The organism is Rhodococcus sp. IC4_135 (assembly GCF_011602025.1).
Lineage (GTDB): Bacteria > Actinomycetota > Actinomycetes > Mycobacteriales > Mycobacteriaceae > Rhodococcus_F > Rhodococcus_F baikonurensis.
Window position 1 is genome coordinate 381,142 of the sequence record NZ_JAAOLG010000002.1, and the last position, 15,021, is coordinate 396,162.

At 63.5% G+C, this 15,021-nt stretch carries 15 protein-coding genes; 4 read left to right on the top strand and 11 right to left on the bottom strand.

Annotated features, from left to right (window positions below):
• Positions 1–13 precede the first annotated feature (13 nt).
• Positions 14–1,000, top strand: a complete 987-nt coding sequence (locus G8767_RS06615) for a serine hydrolase (protein WP_166809669.1) — start codon at positions 14–16, stop codon at positions 998–1,000.
• Positions 1,001–1,026: 26 nt separating this feature from the next.
• Here G8767_RS06615 and rffA read toward each other — a convergent pair whose 3' ends face one another.
• Together rffA and G8767_RS06625 are read right to left on the bottom strand one after the other, a co-directional pair.
• Positions 1,027–2,169 (bottom strand): dTDP-4-amino-4,6-dideoxygalactose transaminase, encoded by a 1,143-nt coding sequence (rffA, locus tag G8767_RS06620; protein ID WP_166809670.1) that lies wholly within the window; start codon positions 2,167–2,169, stop codon positions 1,027–1,029.
• On the bottom strand, positions 2,159–3,145 hold the full coding sequence (locus tag G8767_RS06625; RefSeq protein ID WP_124566309.1) for a glycosyltransferase: 987 nt from the start codon (positions 3,143–3,145) through the stop codon (positions 2,159–2,161). Before G8767_RS06625 ends, rffA begins: the two co-directional genes overlap by 11 nt.
• Before the next feature lie 172 nt (positions 3,146–3,317).
• On the opposite strand from G8767_RS06625, the gene G8767_RS06630 reads away from it, so the two are divergent.
• Positions 3,318–5,516, top strand: coding sequence for a hypothetical protein (locus G8767_RS06630; protein ID WP_166809671.1), 2,199 nt, complete (start codon positions 3,318–3,320; stop codon positions 5,514–5,516).
• Positions 5,513–5,959 carry a GtrA family protein gene (locus G8767_RS06635; protein ID WP_095969238.1) on the top strand — a complete coding sequence of 149 codons (447 nt, stop codon included), beginning with the start codon at positions 5,513–5,515 and terminating at the stop codon, positions 5,957–5,959. The genes G8767_RS06630 and G8767_RS06635 overlap by 4 nt, the downstream gene beginning before the upstream one ends.
• 4 nt (positions 5,960–5,963) lie before the next feature.
• Here the strand turns inward: G8767_RS06635 and G8767_RS06640 are convergent, their stop codons facing one another.
• Positions 5,964–6,542 (bottom strand): TetR/AcrR family transcriptional regulator, encoded by a 579-nt coding sequence (locus tag G8767_RS06640; protein ID WP_095969237.1) that lies wholly within the window; start codon positions 6,540–6,542, stop codon positions 5,964–5,966.
• Positions 6,543–6,611: 69 nt separating this feature from the next.
• Here G8767_RS06640 and G8767_RS06645 point away from each other — a divergent pair, with 69 nt between their 5' ends.
• Positions 6,612–7,187, top strand: coding sequence for a dihydrofolate reductase family protein (locus tag G8767_RS06645; RefSeq protein WP_166809672.1), 576 nt, complete (start codon positions 6,612–6,614; stop codon positions 7,185–7,187).
• Here G8767_RS06645 and trmD read toward each other — a convergent pair.
• The 8 genes from trmD to G8767_RS06685 all read right to left on the bottom strand — a co-directional run bounded on the left by trmD (position 7,184) and on the right by G8767_RS06685 (position 15,018).
• Positions 7,184–7,888, bottom strand: coding sequence for a tRNA (guanosine(37)-N1)-methyltransferase TrmD (gene trmD, locus G8767_RS06650; RefSeq protein WP_166809673.1), 705 nt, complete (start codon positions 7,886–7,888; stop codon positions 7,184–7,186). The genes G8767_RS06645 and trmD overlap by 4 nt on opposite strands.
• A gap of 9 nt (positions 7,889–7,897) precedes the next feature.
• A complete protein-coding gene (gene rimM, locus G8767_RS06655; protein WP_021343908.1) occupies positions 7,898–8,470 on the bottom strand; it encodes a ribosome maturation factor RimM in 573 nt (190 codons plus the stop codon).
• Between the two features lie 14 nt (positions 8,471–8,484).
• Positions 8,485–8,727 (bottom strand): RNA-binding protein, encoded by a 243-nt coding sequence (locus G8767_RS06660; RefSeq protein ID WP_003939023.1) that lies wholly within the window; start codon positions 8,725–8,727, stop codon positions 8,485–8,487.
• Complete coding sequence (gene rpsP / locus G8767_RS06665; RefSeq protein WP_003942818.1) at positions 8,724–9,194, bottom strand: 30S ribosomal protein S16; 471 nt, start codon at positions 9,192–9,194, stop codon at positions 8,724–8,726. Before rpsP ends, G8767_RS06660 begins: the two co-directional genes overlap by 4 nt.
• A gap of 209 nt (positions 9,195–9,403) precedes the next feature.
• A complete protein-coding gene (locus tag G8767_RS06670) occupies positions 9,404–10,486 on the bottom strand; it encodes an amidohydrolase family protein (protein ID WP_166809674.1) in 1,083 nt (360 codons plus the stop codon).
• Between the two features lie 3 nt (positions 10,487–10,489).
• Positions 10,490–12,067, bottom strand: a complete 1,578-nt coding sequence (gene ffh / locus G8767_RS06675; protein ID WP_003942713.1) for a signal recognition particle protein — start codon at positions 12,065–12,067, stop codon at positions 10,490–10,492.
• Between the two features lie 115 nt (positions 12,068–12,182).
• Positions 12,183–14,690, bottom strand: coding sequence for a [protein-PII] uridylyltransferase (locus G8767_RS06680; RefSeq protein ID WP_095969233.1), 2,508 nt, complete (start codon positions 14,688–14,690; stop codon positions 12,183–12,185).
• Positions 14,680–15,018, bottom strand: a complete 339-nt coding sequence (locus G8767_RS06685) for a P-II family nitrogen regulator (RefSeq protein ID WP_003942772.1) — start codon at positions 15,016–15,018, stop codon at positions 14,680–14,682. The genes G8767_RS06680 and G8767_RS06685 overlap by 11 nt, the downstream gene beginning before the upstream one ends.
• Positions 15,019–15,021: the final 3 nt, after the last annotated feature.

Here is a 15,021-nt window from a genome sequence, read left to right on the forward strand (position 1 = left end):
CCGGGGGAAACAGATGAGTACGCGGTACGTCCGGATTGCCGCAATGGTGGCCGCAGTTACTTTTGCGGCTTCGTGCAGCGGCGGACAGAACCCGGATGATCCGATGCAGACCCCCGCCTTTCCCGACACCAACGTTCCGGTTGCAGAGACCCTCGACGGCCGCCTGGCGCAAGCTCAGGTAGCGGCGCTCGGGCGTGGTGCGGACGTCTCCATCGCGATCCTCGACCGCTCCTCGGACAAATACCTCGACGTCGCCGGTGACCAGCAGATCGAAACCGCCTCGGTGGCAAAACTTTTCATCGCCGAGGATCTACTCCATCAGGACGCTCGCGGCGAGCGACCCATCACGGACGACGATCGCACCCTCATGGCGGCGATGCTCGAATCCTCCGACGACACCGCAGCCAACCTCCTCTGGGACGAGGTCGGCGGCCAAGAGGTGATCAGCCGCGTCGCCGAGCGTTACGCACTGACCGCGACGACGCCGCCGTGGGACGGTATGTGGTGGAACACCGAAACCACGACACGTGACCTGGTCACCTTCTACAGCGGGATCCTCGACGACTCCGACCAACTCGGACCTGAACGGGTCGAGCAGTTCGTCGAGTACCTGCGGCAATCCACTCCCGAAGGAACCGACGGCTACGACCAGAGGTTCGGCCTACCCGAGGCCTTGTTCGGCGAGCCGGTCATCGGAGTCAAACAAGGCTGGATGTGCTGTGTCGAGGACAAGTGGATCCATCTGTCCACCGGCATCGTCGGCGACGACAACCGATACATCATCGCGATCGGTTCACGAGAAGACGTCCAGTACACCGACGAGGACAGCTTCTATCCCGACACCTCGTTCACCGATGCCGTCGACGACGAGAGCGCACTGCACGCTCGCGACACGGTCACCGGCGTCACACAGATCCTCTTCCCGAGCGGAAGCATCGACGACTGGGCGGCGGCATCCACGACCGCGGACTCGGTGATGCCCGAAGCGTCCGGGCCCTGATTCGATCCACGCGGTCGTGTTCGGGCTCAAGCCTGCTTGTATTCGAGGACCGAACCGATGACCCGTTCCTGTTGTTCGGACGTGAGCATGGGCCACAGCGGCAGGCGAAGGATCGACGCGGAGAATTCGGCGCTACGCACACACGGCTCCGGTGTGTGTCCGTAGCGCACACCGGCCGCACTCGTATCGAGCGGGACGTAGTGAAACGGCGCCACGATTCCGTCAGCGGCAAGATGCCGGATCAACCCGTCTCGACTCTCTTCGGTCGGCATCTTGAGATAGAACAGGTGCGCGGTGTGCTCGCGATCATCGGGGACCGACATGGGAACGACACCGTTCTCGGACGCCCACTCGCCCAGACTCACGCTGTAGGCATCCCAGACGCGATGCCTGGCCGCTTGAATCGCGTCGAACTCCGAGAGTTGTGCGTCGAGGACAGCGGCATTGAGTTCACTGGGCAGATAACTCGACCCGATGTCCTGCCACGAATACTTGTCGACCTGGCCGCGTAGGAAACGCGCACGGTCGGTCCCCTTCTCACGGATGATTTCGGCGCGGGTCATCAGCTGATCGTCGGAGAGCAACAGCGCGCCGCCCTCGCCGCAATGAACGTTCTTGGTGTCGTGAAAACTCTGCGTACCGATAGTTCCGATGGTGCCGAGCGCCCGCCCACGCCACTTTCCGCCGAGGCCATGGGCGTTGTCTTCGATCAACGCGACGCCGTGGAGTTTTGCGAGGTCGAGGAGAGGTTCCATGTCGGCGGCGACTCCGCCGTAATGCATGACCAGTACAGCTTTGGTGCGCTCCGTGATCGCCGCTGCGACGCAGTCGGGATCGATATTGCCGGTACTCGGATCGATGTCGACGAACACAACAGTGGCACCGCGCAACGCGACGGCAGTCGCCGCCGAACTGAACGCGAAGCTCGGAACGATCACCTCGTCGCCAGGTCCCAATTCGAGGAGCAGCGCACCCAATTCGAGTGCATGAGTGCACGAGGTCGTCAGCAGAGCATGCGTGGATCCGGTGATCGCCTTGAGCGCAGCGGTCGCGGACTTGGTGAAGCGTCCGTCACCGTGAATGTGATCGGACTCCAGAACCGTTGCCAGATTCGACAATTCGTTCGATGCCCGATAGGGGCGGGAGAAGATGATGCGATCAGTGCTCACGACTATGCCGATCGATCGAGGTTCCGGGCCGCGGTGAATCGACAGTCAGATACAGCGGCTTTCCGACAAGGACGTGCAGTGCAACACCGAGGTATTCGGCGATGAGACCGAGCGAAAACAGGATCGCACCCGAACAGACCAGCAGCGCCATGATGATCGACGCCCATCCTTCCGGGTCGTTGTTGTCACCGGTCATGGCTTGGATGAAGATCACCGCGGCCATGATCACACCGGCCGACGCCAGAGTGACTCCGAGCAGACTCACCAACCGCAGACCGCGGGTTCCGCTACACAACACCATCTTCCAGAACAACGAGAACAAACGCCGATAGTTGTACCCGGATTCCTCGCGGCCTTCGGCTCGAAGAGTCACCGGCGCCGTGGCCGTGTTGCCGACCACCCACGTCAGCGCGACGTCCAGGTACACGCCATTGGCGGCGACGCCGGCCAACTGTCGGCCGATGTCACCTCGGATCAGGCGGTAACTTTCGAATCTCGTCGAATCAGGGAACGCGAATACCGTCGCCAAGACGATCTTTGCGCCGCGCGATGTCAGGTTCCGCAAGAATCCATGCGGGCGAGTGTTCGTGGGTTTGGAATACACGAGATCGGATCGCTCCGTCAGCGCCGTGTCGAGGAATGCCCCGATATGCACCGGGTCGTGCTGGCCGTCCTCGTCCATCGTCACGATCCACTGTCCACGGGCAGCGGCCATACCGGCGATAGTCGCCGCGTCCTGGCCGTAGTTGCGACTGAGCCACACGACACGCACCTGATCGAAACGGCGCTCCAATTCGAGCAACACGACGTCGGAACGGTCCGGGCCGTTGTCGTGGACCAGAACGATCTCGTCGACGGTGAACTGCGCACCACCGGGCGTCGAACTCGGCGCGCACAGGCCGTCCAACTCCTCGACGAGCGCCGTGATCGTCTTTTCGCCCTGATAAACGGGCACTACGACGGAAATCGAGTGCACTCGCTTCCACTCCCTTCAGGGGGCTCGACTGGCGCCGAGAGACAGGCACGATCGGGCCCACACCGTCGCGAACTTTAACACGCAGAGGTGTCCGGACTTCGGATGCCGACGGCGCGTGACGCGCTCGCGTCTCCGTGCGCCCCACCTGCCCTGTTAAGGTCTGGAACTCGTGGTGGAAACTCGCACTCTCGCCCGGGCAGACGTGTACAAGTGGGGCGCCGTCACGGCGGTCGGTGTCATCGCCGGCTACCTGGCCGTGGTGCTCGCGAACGCTCGTCACTTCTACACCGACGACACCGAGTCCCAGTACGCGCCGCTGTGGGTCATGCTCGGCCGTAGCCTGCGAGAAGGACACCTGCCGGTACTCGTCCCCGAGAACTGGATGGCGGGCAACTACGCGATCGAGGAAGCGGGCCTTCTCAATCCGCCGCAACTTCTGATCGACCTGATCGCACCGTCCTTCGACAACCTCGCGCTGTACGCGACGATCGTGAAGTTGATCTTCGCGATCATCCTTGCGCTGGGCGTCTATCGGATCTGCCTGGAGTACGGCTCGAAGCCCACGTGGGCTGCGGTCGCCGGAGTCTCGATTCCGTTCACCGGGTTCCTCCTGTTCTTCGACTCCGCCAGTTGGATGACAGCCTTCACCGGCACCGCATGGATGGTTCAGGCATGGGCGTCGGCAATCCGCTACGCCCGCGGCAAGAGCGGTCCGATCCCGACCTTCGTGTTCTTGTATCTCGCGATGTCGGTCCAATATGTTTTCCCCGCAGTCGAATCCGGCTTGATGATCGGCGCGGTCGCAATCGGCGAAGTTGTCTATCAACGGCGTTGGTTGCCGTCGCTGCGGCTTCTGGCGGTGTCTGCCTGTGCCGCCCTCGCCGGTCTCGCGACGTATCTACCGAGCCTGCTCACCGCCGACGTCACCTGGCGCGGCGCATCCGAAGTCAAGAACGACGCTTTCCTCGCCGTTCCCTGGTCGGAATCGCTGAACGCGAGCCTGCCGAGCACCATGCCTGCATTCTCCTCGTGGTGGGGATACATCCAGACCATGCCCATGGTCTACATCGCCTGGTTCCTCATACCCGCCCTGGCGTTCATAGACTGGGGCAAGGCACGCGGCGCGGCACGCGAATTGACCGCCGTCGGGATCTTCACGGTCGCCGTCCTCATGTGGACGGCCGGGCCGAGCACGATCGGCCCACTTCGGTGGCCCGCGCGCGTTCTTCCGATGGTGGCCATCGGACTCCTGCTTCTGGTGTGCATCCTGCTCGGGCGTTACGCCACGACCGACAAGTTGCGCGGGCGCGCCGTTGCAGCGGGAATCCTCGTCGGCCTGCTTCTGATCAGGTCCGCCTCGGCAGCCCCTGGGCTCGCGAAATGGCACGTGATCTCAGCCCTGGCCGTTGTCGCACTGGGCGCCGCGATGGTCTGGCTGGGCCGTACGAAGGGCACAGCGCTCGCATGTCTGTTGGCAATCGCCGCGGTCTCCCCCATCGCTTACGCCCAGGTTCGAGCCGCGCAACCGACCCCGATGAGCTGGAACCTGCCCGAATCCCGCTCGGAGATGAAAGAAGTCTTCCCCGACTTCGACGGCACGACACTGCAACTGGGCGACCGTGCGCTCATCGCTCCCGGGGACAAGACCCTCGACGGAGCGTACGGTTCCCTGGCCTTCGGCAACTACCCCAAAGACCTCGAACTGACCTACACCAGCGGCTACACCCCCAACGGGCACTTCTACTTCGGTGATCTGCTCTGCATGCGCTGGGACATGAGCGTCTGCCCCGACGCCTTCCGACGTGCATTCACCGTCGAACCCACCACTGGCCGCACCATCGTCGACCTGATGAACGTGGACCGCGTCGTACTTCAGAACGCCCTCTACCCCGATGCACGCAAGAACCCGGCTCCCGACGGATGGACATGGGTCGACTACCCCGGCCACGAGAACTACATCTCGGTGCTCGAACGCGTCGACGGCCCGGTCTCGACACGCAACGGACGCATCGCCGACGCCCAAGACGTCGAGGCTGTTTCGACCGGGGAAACGAACATGTCGAGCACCCTTCGTGTCAGTTCGGAGACCGGCGGCAGGGTTGTGTTCGCACGGCTCGGCTGGCCCGGATATCGGGCAAGCCTGGGCGGTCAGTCTGTCCCGATCGACGTCGTCGCGAAGTCCTTTGTCACCGTGGACATTCCCGCCGGGACGAAGGACGCAGAGCTTGTCCTGACGTGGCGCCCGCCGGGTTGGAAGGTCGGCGGCGCTTCGATGGTCGCCGGAATCCTCGGCCTCGGCGTGCTCGAGTGGATGTATCTGCGGGCCCGGCGCAAGGACCGGATCGAGACCGTGAAGACCGAGTCTTCATGACCGAAGACATCGCATCACCCGAGAACCCCGGTCCACTGCTGCGGGTGGTCAAGCATCAACCCATCGCGTTTGCCATTGTCGGAGTGGCCAATACGGCGATCGGATACGTGCTCTTCGTGATCTGGTCACTGATCCTCGACAACAAGGATCTGTATCAAGTGGCTGTGATCGGCGCGTACTCCATCAGCGTGCTCATCGCTTTCGTTCTGCATCGGACTCTGGTTTTCCGCGTCCGCGGACATGTCGCACGCGACCTGGGTGCGTTCATCGTCGTCAATTCCGGTGGCCTGGTGTTGAATCTGATACTCGGAACAATCGCGGTGTCGATTCTTCATGCCCCTCCGCTTCCCGCCCAAGCGGTTGTCATGTTGATCGTCGCCGGTGTGAGCTTCTTCGGTCATCGATACTTCTCGTTCCGCCGCAAACCTGCCGAACGGCACTGACCTCCTACGATTCGCGGGGTAACGCTCGATCCACCGCCGCCTCGACGATCGTACGAATATCTTCCTCCCCGAACAGGTTCGGCAATGTGAGTCGATCCAGTACGAGCCAGTTCAGCGACAAATAAAGCAGGCGAACGGTCATCGCATCGCCGGGCACCCCGGATGCCAGGTGATTGGCGACATTGAGGTCGAAGTCTTCTCGGATGCGGACGGTCAAGACCGCTCGCAGGTCCGGTCGACGCGTCGCCTCCAGTCGCAACTCCATGAGCGCGAGGAAACCCGTTCCGAACGAGGTGACCCGCTCGACCACGTCGAGCATGAGCGTCACCAGGCGCTCACGATCGGTGCCGTTGACGGGATCGATCATCCCTGCGAGGTCGTCCGGAATCAGTCGCTCGTAGATCCGGCCACCCGCTTGGGTGAGCAGGTCGTCGCGATTGGAAAAGTAGTTCGACGCTGTCCCGTTCGGCACGGCCGCCTGGGTGTCGACGGCTCGAAAAGTCAAGCCTCGAGCACCCTCTCGGGCCAACACCTCGATTGCCGCGTCGATCAGGGCAAGCCGACGTTCCGGGTTCTTTCGCACTTGACATCACTCCTGACACGACCCTAAGTTGAACCACTACAAACATAGTACTACGAACGGAGCGTCAAGATGCGAAAGCTTGTGTACTACGTGGGAGCTTCTCTCGACGGCTACATCGCGGGACCAGACGGCGAATTCGATTTCTTTCCGGTATCCGAACAGATCACGGCCTGGATACGCGATCGATATCCCGAGACCGTGCCAACGCATGTGCGGCCCGCTCTCGGAATCGAGGACGCGCCCAACAGAACCTTCGATACGGTCATCATGGGCCGCGGCTCTTACGAGCCCGGGCTGACCGCCGGCGTGAGGAGCCCCTTCGCACACCTGCGCCAGTTCGTCGTCTCCAGCACCCTCCCTGACGCCGAGGATCACGCGGTCACCATCGTTCGCACCGACCCACTGGCAGCGATCAAATCCCTCAAAGGAGAAGAGGGACAGCATATCTGGCTGTGCGGAGGCGGAACTCTCGCCGGCGAACTACTACCGGAGATCGACGAGTTGATCATCAAGAGGTATCCGGTTGTCGCCGGCGCAGGCATACCGATGATCAGAGGTGACTACGCGCCGACACTGTTCACACCGACTGCAACCGAATCGCTCGACGACGGCGCAAGCATCACCTGGTTGAAGCGAAATACCTAAGGAAGAAGATCCGGTCGACGCTCGGCCGTGCGCTGCAGCGACTGCTCATGGCGCCAAGCCTTGATCTTCGCGTGATCACCGGAAAGCAGAACCGGCGGAACTTCGAGGTCGCGCCACACAGCCGGGCGAGTGTAACTAGGCCCTTCGAGAAGACCGTCGGAGAACGAATCCTCTTGGTGTGACAGCTGATTGCCGAGAACGCCGGGCATCAGTCGCACAACAGCCTCGACCATCACCAGCACGGCTGCTTCACCGCCGATCAGGACGTAATCACCGATGCTGACTTCTTCGACCCTGACCCGCTTGGCGGCGTCGTCGAAAACCCGTTGATCGATACCTTCGTATCGGCCGCAGGCGAAGACAAGGTGCTTGGCGGTGGACCAGCGGTGCGCGGTCTCCTGGGTGAACGGAACGCCGGCGGGAGTGGGCACCACCAGAATAGTCTCGGCATCATCCGGGCCGGAAGAATCGGAGCGCCCGATCATGTCGTCCAGTGCCGGACCCCAGACGGTGGGTTTCATGACCATGCCGGGTCCGCCGCCGTACGGAGAATCGTCGACGGCTTTGTGTACGTCATGGGTCCACGACCGAAGATCGTGGACGTCGACCGAGATCAAGCCACGTTCGATTGCCTTGCCCAGCAAGGCAGCACGAAGCGGTTCGAGATACTCGGGAAAAATGGTGACGACGTCGAGACGCATGACAAACGATCAGTCGTTGTCTGAGTTCGAATTGTCGCTGTTCGACTTGTCGCCGAAATCCGGGTCGAGCAGTCCCTCGGGAGGCTCGATCACCACGACGCCGTCGGCAATCGACACCGAGGTGACGATGGCGGCGACAAACGGGATCAGCAATTCACCGGACGTCTCACCGGTACGGCGAATCGAAAGCAATTCGCCTGCCGCGGAATGCAATACCTCGATGACCGAACCGACCTCGGTACCGTCGGTGAGGACTACCTTCAGCCCTTCGAGTTCGTGATCGTAGAACTCGTCCGGATCATCCGAAGGCTCGAGTTCGGAGCTGTCGATGACGAACAGTGTGCCGCGCAACGCATCTGCGTCGCCGCGGTCACTGACGCCTTCGAGGCGCAGCAAAAGCCGCCCGGAATGATCCCGGGCGGCTTCCACTGTGTACGACTTCAGTGTGGACTCGCGCGGCTTGCGCCCACGCAGCACGGAACCTACGGCAAAACGATCCTCGGGCTCGTCTGTACGAACCTCGACTACCAATTCACCTTTGATGCCATGCGACTTCGCGACACGACCGACTACGAGTTCCACCTGTTTACTGCCGTCTACTGATCGGTGTCGACGACATCAACACGGATACCGCGGCCACCGATGCCGGAGACCAAGGTCCGCAGAGCGGTCGCCGTGCGACCACCCCGACCGATGACCTTGCCGAGATCGTCGGGGTGCACGTGCACCTCGACGGTCCGTCCCCGACGTCCGGTGATCAGCTCGACACGCACATCGTCGGGATTGGCGACGATGCCACGCACGAGATGCTCTACCGCATCAGCGACGACGGCACTCACTTGTCAGCAGCCTCGGCGTCTGCAGCGGGAGCCTCGGCGTCAGCCGCGGTATCTTCTGCCTTGGCCTCGTCAGCCTTTGCAGCCTTCTTCTTCTTGGGGGTGATTGCTTCTGCAACCGGCTCGTTCTCGGCCTGCGCGAGCGCAGCCTGGAAGAGCTCGAGCTTGGTGGGCTTGGCTTCCTTGACGCGCAGGGTGCCTTCGGTGCCCGGCAGGCCCTTGAACTTCTGCCAGTCACCGGTGATCTTGAGGAGTGCCTCGACGGGCTCGGTGGGCTGTGCGCCCACGGACAGCCAGTACTGAGCGCGCTCGGAATCGATGTCGATCAGCGAGGGCTCTTCCTTGGGGTGGTACTTGCCGATGGTCTCGATCGCACGGCCGTCACGACGGGTGCGCGAGTCGGCGATGACAACGCGGTACTGAGCGTTGCGGATCTTGCCGAGGCGGGTGAGCTTGATTTTGACAGCCACAGCTGCAGTTCTCCTTCAGCGCGCACAACAGTGCTGCGCATGTCACGTGCAATTCAGCGACCCACACGATTTGTGAGCCCGGTTTTGCCTCTATCCTGTGACCGTCGCAGCGGTACGTAACCGGTTGCGACGAACAATGGTCCATTGTGCCAGATGGGTGGGCTCGTTCGGAAACCACCCTGTGCGCGCTTCGAGAGTGCGGGGACTCCCTAACCACTCACGGGGGTGCCGCGGAGGATGACACGCGTCGGCTTCGCGAGCACATCGGGGTTTCCGCGCGGATCTTCGGAGTAAACCACCAGGTCGGCGGGCGCTCCTTCCTCGATGCACTGCGCACCCAACCAACTCCGCGCGTCCCAGCTCGCTGCGCCCAACGCCTGGTGAGCTGTCAATCCGGCAACTTCGAGTTCGGCGATCTCGTCGGCGATCCGCCCGTGCCTGATCGATCCGCCTGCGTCCGTTCCGGCATAGATCGGAATCCCGGCCTCGTGAGCGGCACCGATCGTCTGGTGTCGACGAGCGTGCAGATCGCGCATGTGCGCGGCGTAGATCGGATACCGCGTGGCGGAGTCCGCGATCTCGGGGAAAGTAGCGATGTTGATCAGCGTCGGAACCAGGGCCGTGCCGTGAGCGACCATCAACTCGATGGTCGCGTCCGTCAATCCGGTTCCGTGCTCGATGCAGTCGATGCCGGCGTTGATCAGGCCGGGCAGGGCGTCTTCGGCAAAGACGTGAGCGGTGACCTTTGCGCCCTCGGCATGGGCGGCAGCGATGGCCTCGACCAGGATCTCGTCGCTCCACAACGGGGCGAGGTCACCGATGGAACGGTCGATCCAGTCCCCGACGAGCTTGACCCAACCATCACCGGCGCGTGCCTGACGCACTACCTCGGCCGGCAGCTGAGATTCGTCGTCCAGGTCGACCGGCAGGCCCGGGATGTATCGCTTGGGTGCCGCGATGTGCTGGCCTGCGCGAATAATCCGCGGCAGGTCGAGGCGCTCGTCGACGAACCTGGTGTCGACCGGTGATCCGGCGTCGCGGAGCAACAGCACACCCGCGTCACGTTCGGTCTTCGCCTGCCCCAGCAAGCCGTCGACGGTTTCGCCCCCACCACCGCCGTAGCGGATGCCCACGTGACAGTGCGCATCCACGAGACCCGGTGTGATCCAACCCGATTCGACGATCGTCTCCGCACCGGACACCGGCTCGAAGGAGATCAGCCCGTCGACGATCCACAATTCGATCGGCTCGGCATCGGGCAGACCGATACACCGGAGATGAAGCGCAGCCACCGACTACTTCTTGGGCAGCTTGAGCTGGGAGAGATCGATGCCTTCCAGTCCGGGCGGCAACTGATCGAGACCCTTGGGCATGTTCGACAGGTCGGGCATACCGGCCGGCATTCCGCCGGGCATCCCCGGGAATCCGCCCATACCGGGGAATCCTCCGCGCATCTTGGGCTGCGTCGGGCCCTTGCCGCCCTTCTTGCCCTTCTTGCCCTTCTTGCTGCGAACCTGCTTGCGTGCGCCGGGCATGCCCATGCGGCCGGCCATGGCAGCCATCATCTTGCGGGCTTCGAAGAAGCGATCCACCAGCTGGTTGACGTCGGAAACCTTGACGCCCGAACCGTTCGCGATGCGTAGTCGGCGTGAGGCGTTGATGATCTTCGGATCGTCGCGCTCGGCGGGCGTCATACCGCGGATGATTGCCTGAATGCGATCGAGTTGCTTCTCGTCGACGTTGGCAAGCGCGTCCTTCATGCCGCCGGCACCCGGCAACATACCGAGGAGGTTGCCGATCGGGCCCATCTTGCGGACGGCCATCATCTGATCGAGGAAGTCTTCGAGGGTGAGCTGGCCGGAACCGATCTTGGCTGCGGTCGCTTCGGCCTGATCGGCGTCGAAAACCTGCTCGGCCTGCTCGATGAGGCTCAGGACGTCGCCCATGCCGAGGATCCGGCTGGCCATGCGATCGGGGTGGAAGACGTCGAAGTCTTCGAGCTTCTCGCCGGTGGACGCGAAGAGGATCGGCTGGCCGGTGACCTCGCGCACGCTCAGTGCGGCGCCACCGCGGGCATCGCCGTCGAGCTTGGTGAGGACGACGCCGGTGATGCCGACTCCCTCACGGAAAGCGTCGGCAGTGCTGACCGCGTCCTGACCGATCATGGCGTCGAGAACGAAGATGGTCTCGTCCGGGTTGACGGCGTCACGGATACCGGCGGCCTGCGCCATCAACTCCGAGTCGATGCCGAGACGACCGGCGGTGTCGACGATCACGACGTCGTAATGCTTGTTGCGGGCTTCCTCGACACCGGCGCGGGCGACCTCGACGGGGTCGGCTGCGGAAACGCCCAGTGCGTTCTCGCCACCGCCGATGGAGGTGCCGGGATGCGGCGCGAAGACCGCAGCGCCTGCACGCTCACCGACGATCTGGAGCTGAGTGACGGCGCCGGGACGCTGAAGGTCGCAGGCAACGAGAAGGGGTGTGTGCCCCTGATCCTTGAGCCACTTGGCCAACTTTCCGGCCAGCGTGGTCTTACCGGAACCCTGTAGACCGGCCAACATGATGACCGTCGGCGGAGTCTTGGCGAACTGGAGTCGACGGGTTTCGCCGCCGAGAACCTCGACCAGCTCTTCGTTGACGATCTTGACGACCTGCTGCGCCGGGTTCAGTGCACCCGAGACCTCGGCGCCCTTGGCGCGTTCCTTGATCTTGGCGATGAAGCTACGCACTACCGGAAGCGCGACGTCGGCCTCGAGCAGGGCAAGGCGGATCTCGCGGGCCGTAGCGTCGATATCGGCGCCGGACAGACGACCCTTGCCACGCAGATCCTTGAGAGATCCGGTCAATCTGTCGGAAAGGGATTCGAACACCGAGTGCGCTCCTGAAGGTCGTGCGAGTTAGCCGTGGATATTCTCGGGCACCAGCCTAGCCGCTACGCCCGCACCGATCCCAGCCGATGCGGGCGTAACTGCCGAAACCGGTCCGTCAATCCTCTTTCTTCTTCGGTTGTGGCACCGGAACCACCGCCAGCACTGCCTCCTCGACGCGCTCTCGCGCGGCGCGGGTATCTGCCTCACCGAAGTCGAGGCAGAACGCGTCGACCACCGAGGAACCCAACGTGGCGACCTTCGCCCATCGGATGTCGGCACCACTGTGTTCGAGTGCTGCGGCCAGTCGGCAGAGCAGGCCGACGCGGTCCTCGGTACGCAATTCGAGGATCGCGTGACCGTCACCGGGCGCGTCGAACCAGATGACCCGCGGCGGCGCCTGCGAATAGAGCACCGGAACCGCCGAATCCTTGTTGGTCTGGATCGGGTCGTCCCACTGCTCCGCCCGTGCCTCCTCGTCCTTGGCGTCGAGAAGTTCGAGCAGATTCAGCTCGCCGGCCGAAGCGCGGATCAATTCCTGCCTGAGCAACACCGCCTGCGGAGGTGTGCCGAATCTCGGCGTGACGACAAACGAGTTGACCGCCGAACCCGCATGCGACCCCAGCGATGCGGAATGCACCCGCAACGACTGCAGCGCCAGAACTCCGGCAGCCCGAGACAGCAGCCCCGGAGCGTCGGGCGCGATGACGGTTACGACGTAGGTGTGCGGATTCTCGGCCGGCACGAGCGAGACGTGAACCCCGCCCTCCTCGGCGATGGCCAACTGCTCGGGAGCGAGTGGATCGGGTTGTGGGAGGTCCTCCCCCGCCATCAGCAAACGGCATCGACGCACGAGCTCACCGATCAGCGACGACTTCCAGTCGCCCCAGACACCAGGCCCGGTGGCCAGCGAATCCGCCTCAGCCAACGAATGCAGGAGATCGAGGAGCGTCCCGTCCCCTTCGAGTGCGTCGACCACTCGCTGCACGGTTGCCGGATCGTCGAGGTCGCGACGGGTGGCGGTTTCCGGCAACAGCAAGTGATAGCGCACCATCGCCGTCAACGTCGCGACGTCGGAAGGCCAGAGCCCCAAACGATTTCCGATCGCGGTGGCCAATTCGGCGCCGACGACGCTGTGGTCTCCCCCTCGCCCCTTGCCGATGTCGTGGATCAACGCACCGAGCATGAGCAGGTCCGGCCGAGCGACGCGCGTGGTGAATCCGCTTGCATAAGCGGCAGTTTCGACGAGGTGGCGATCCACCGTCCACGTATGGACGGCATCGCGCGGCGGAAGATCGCGAATGGTCCCCCACTCCGGCAGTAGTCGACCCCAGAGCCCGGTCCGGTCCATCGCCTCGATCACCGGAACGGCACGCGATCCCGAACCGAGCACGACCAGGAGATCGTTGACCGCATTCTTCGGCCACGGCTCGCGCAATTCCGGGGCATTGTCGGCCAGGCGATTGAGAGTCGACGCGGAGATGGGCATGCCGTTGGTGGCCGCCGCTGCCGCGACCCGCATCACCAAACCGGGATCCTTCTTCGGTCTCGCGTCGCGCGCCAGAACAACTTCGCCGGCATGCTCGACGACGCCCTCGTCCAGTGGCCGCCGCACCGGCGCGCGACGCAGCCGCGACAAACCACGCCGGGGCAAGGAGTTTCCGGCGGTACGGATACCGACGTCCACCGAATAGCTGATGGTGCGCGCCGATTCGCTGAGAAGGCGTGCCAGGTCGAATCGATCACCGATCCGCAGCGCCGCACCGATTTCGTCGGCGTCCTGCGCTCGCAGTTGATCGCGGGCGCGACCGGCAACGCGGTGAAGTTCGGTGCGCACGTCGAGCAACCGCCTGTGCGCAAGTGCCAGACCGCCGCCGGGCGAGTTAGGTCCCAGCCCCGGCATCCCGTCGGTCAATTGCGCGATGGACAGGGCGTTGAGCAGTTGCACGTCACGCAGCCCGCCACGGCCGCTCTTGAGATCCGGTTCGGCGCGATGGGCGATCTCGCCGCTGCGCTCCCACCTCGTACGGGTCTGGGTGATCAATTCGTCGAATCGGCTGCGGATGTCCATGCGCCACTGTCGACGGACACCACTGATCAACAGGTTGCTCAGTTCCACATCGCCGGCAATGTGGCGCGCTTCGAGCATTCCGAGTGCCGCCGTCATGTCGGTGGCCGCAACCTGAAGCGCCTGCGGAAGCGTCCGCACGCTGTGGTCGAGTTTGATGTGCGCGTCCCACAGCGGGTACCACAGGCTGTCCGCGACCTGGGCCACGACCGCTGGGTCCATGTCGTCGTGCAGCAAAATCAGATCGAGATCGGAATACGGCAACAGTTCGCGTCGGCCCAGACCACCCACGGCGACGATGGCGAACCCACAATCCGGTTTGATGCCCAGTTCGGTCCCCTTGGTGGTCAACCAGAATTCGTGCAGATCGACCAGTGCATGTCGCAGCGAGGGGGCGTCGAGCCTCCTGTTCTTGACGCCTCCGGTGAGTAGGGCCTTGCGTGCGCGGGCCAGGTCCGCAGCTTCGTCGGATCCCCCTGACGAGACCGGCCCTGGCCCCGTCGCTTTCGCGACGGAACCAGGGCCGAAGTTCTCGGACCCTTTCGGGTCAGAGTGCATCGCCACCGCGTTCCCCGGTGCGAACCCGGATGACCGACTCGACTGGCGAGACCCACACCTTGCCGTCACCGATCTTGCCGGTTCGAGCGGCCTCGACGATCACCTCGACCACCTTGTCCACGGCCGCGTCGTCGACGACGACCTCCACCCTGACCTTGGGTACGAAGTCCACGGAGTACTCCGCGCCTCGGTACACCTCGGTGTGGCCCTTCTGTCGGCCGTAGCCCTGAACTTCGCTGACTGTCATTCCCAGCACTCCGGCCTGCTCGAGTCCGGTCTTGACGTCCTCGAGCGTGAACGGCTTGACGATTGCTGTGATCAGCTTCATGTG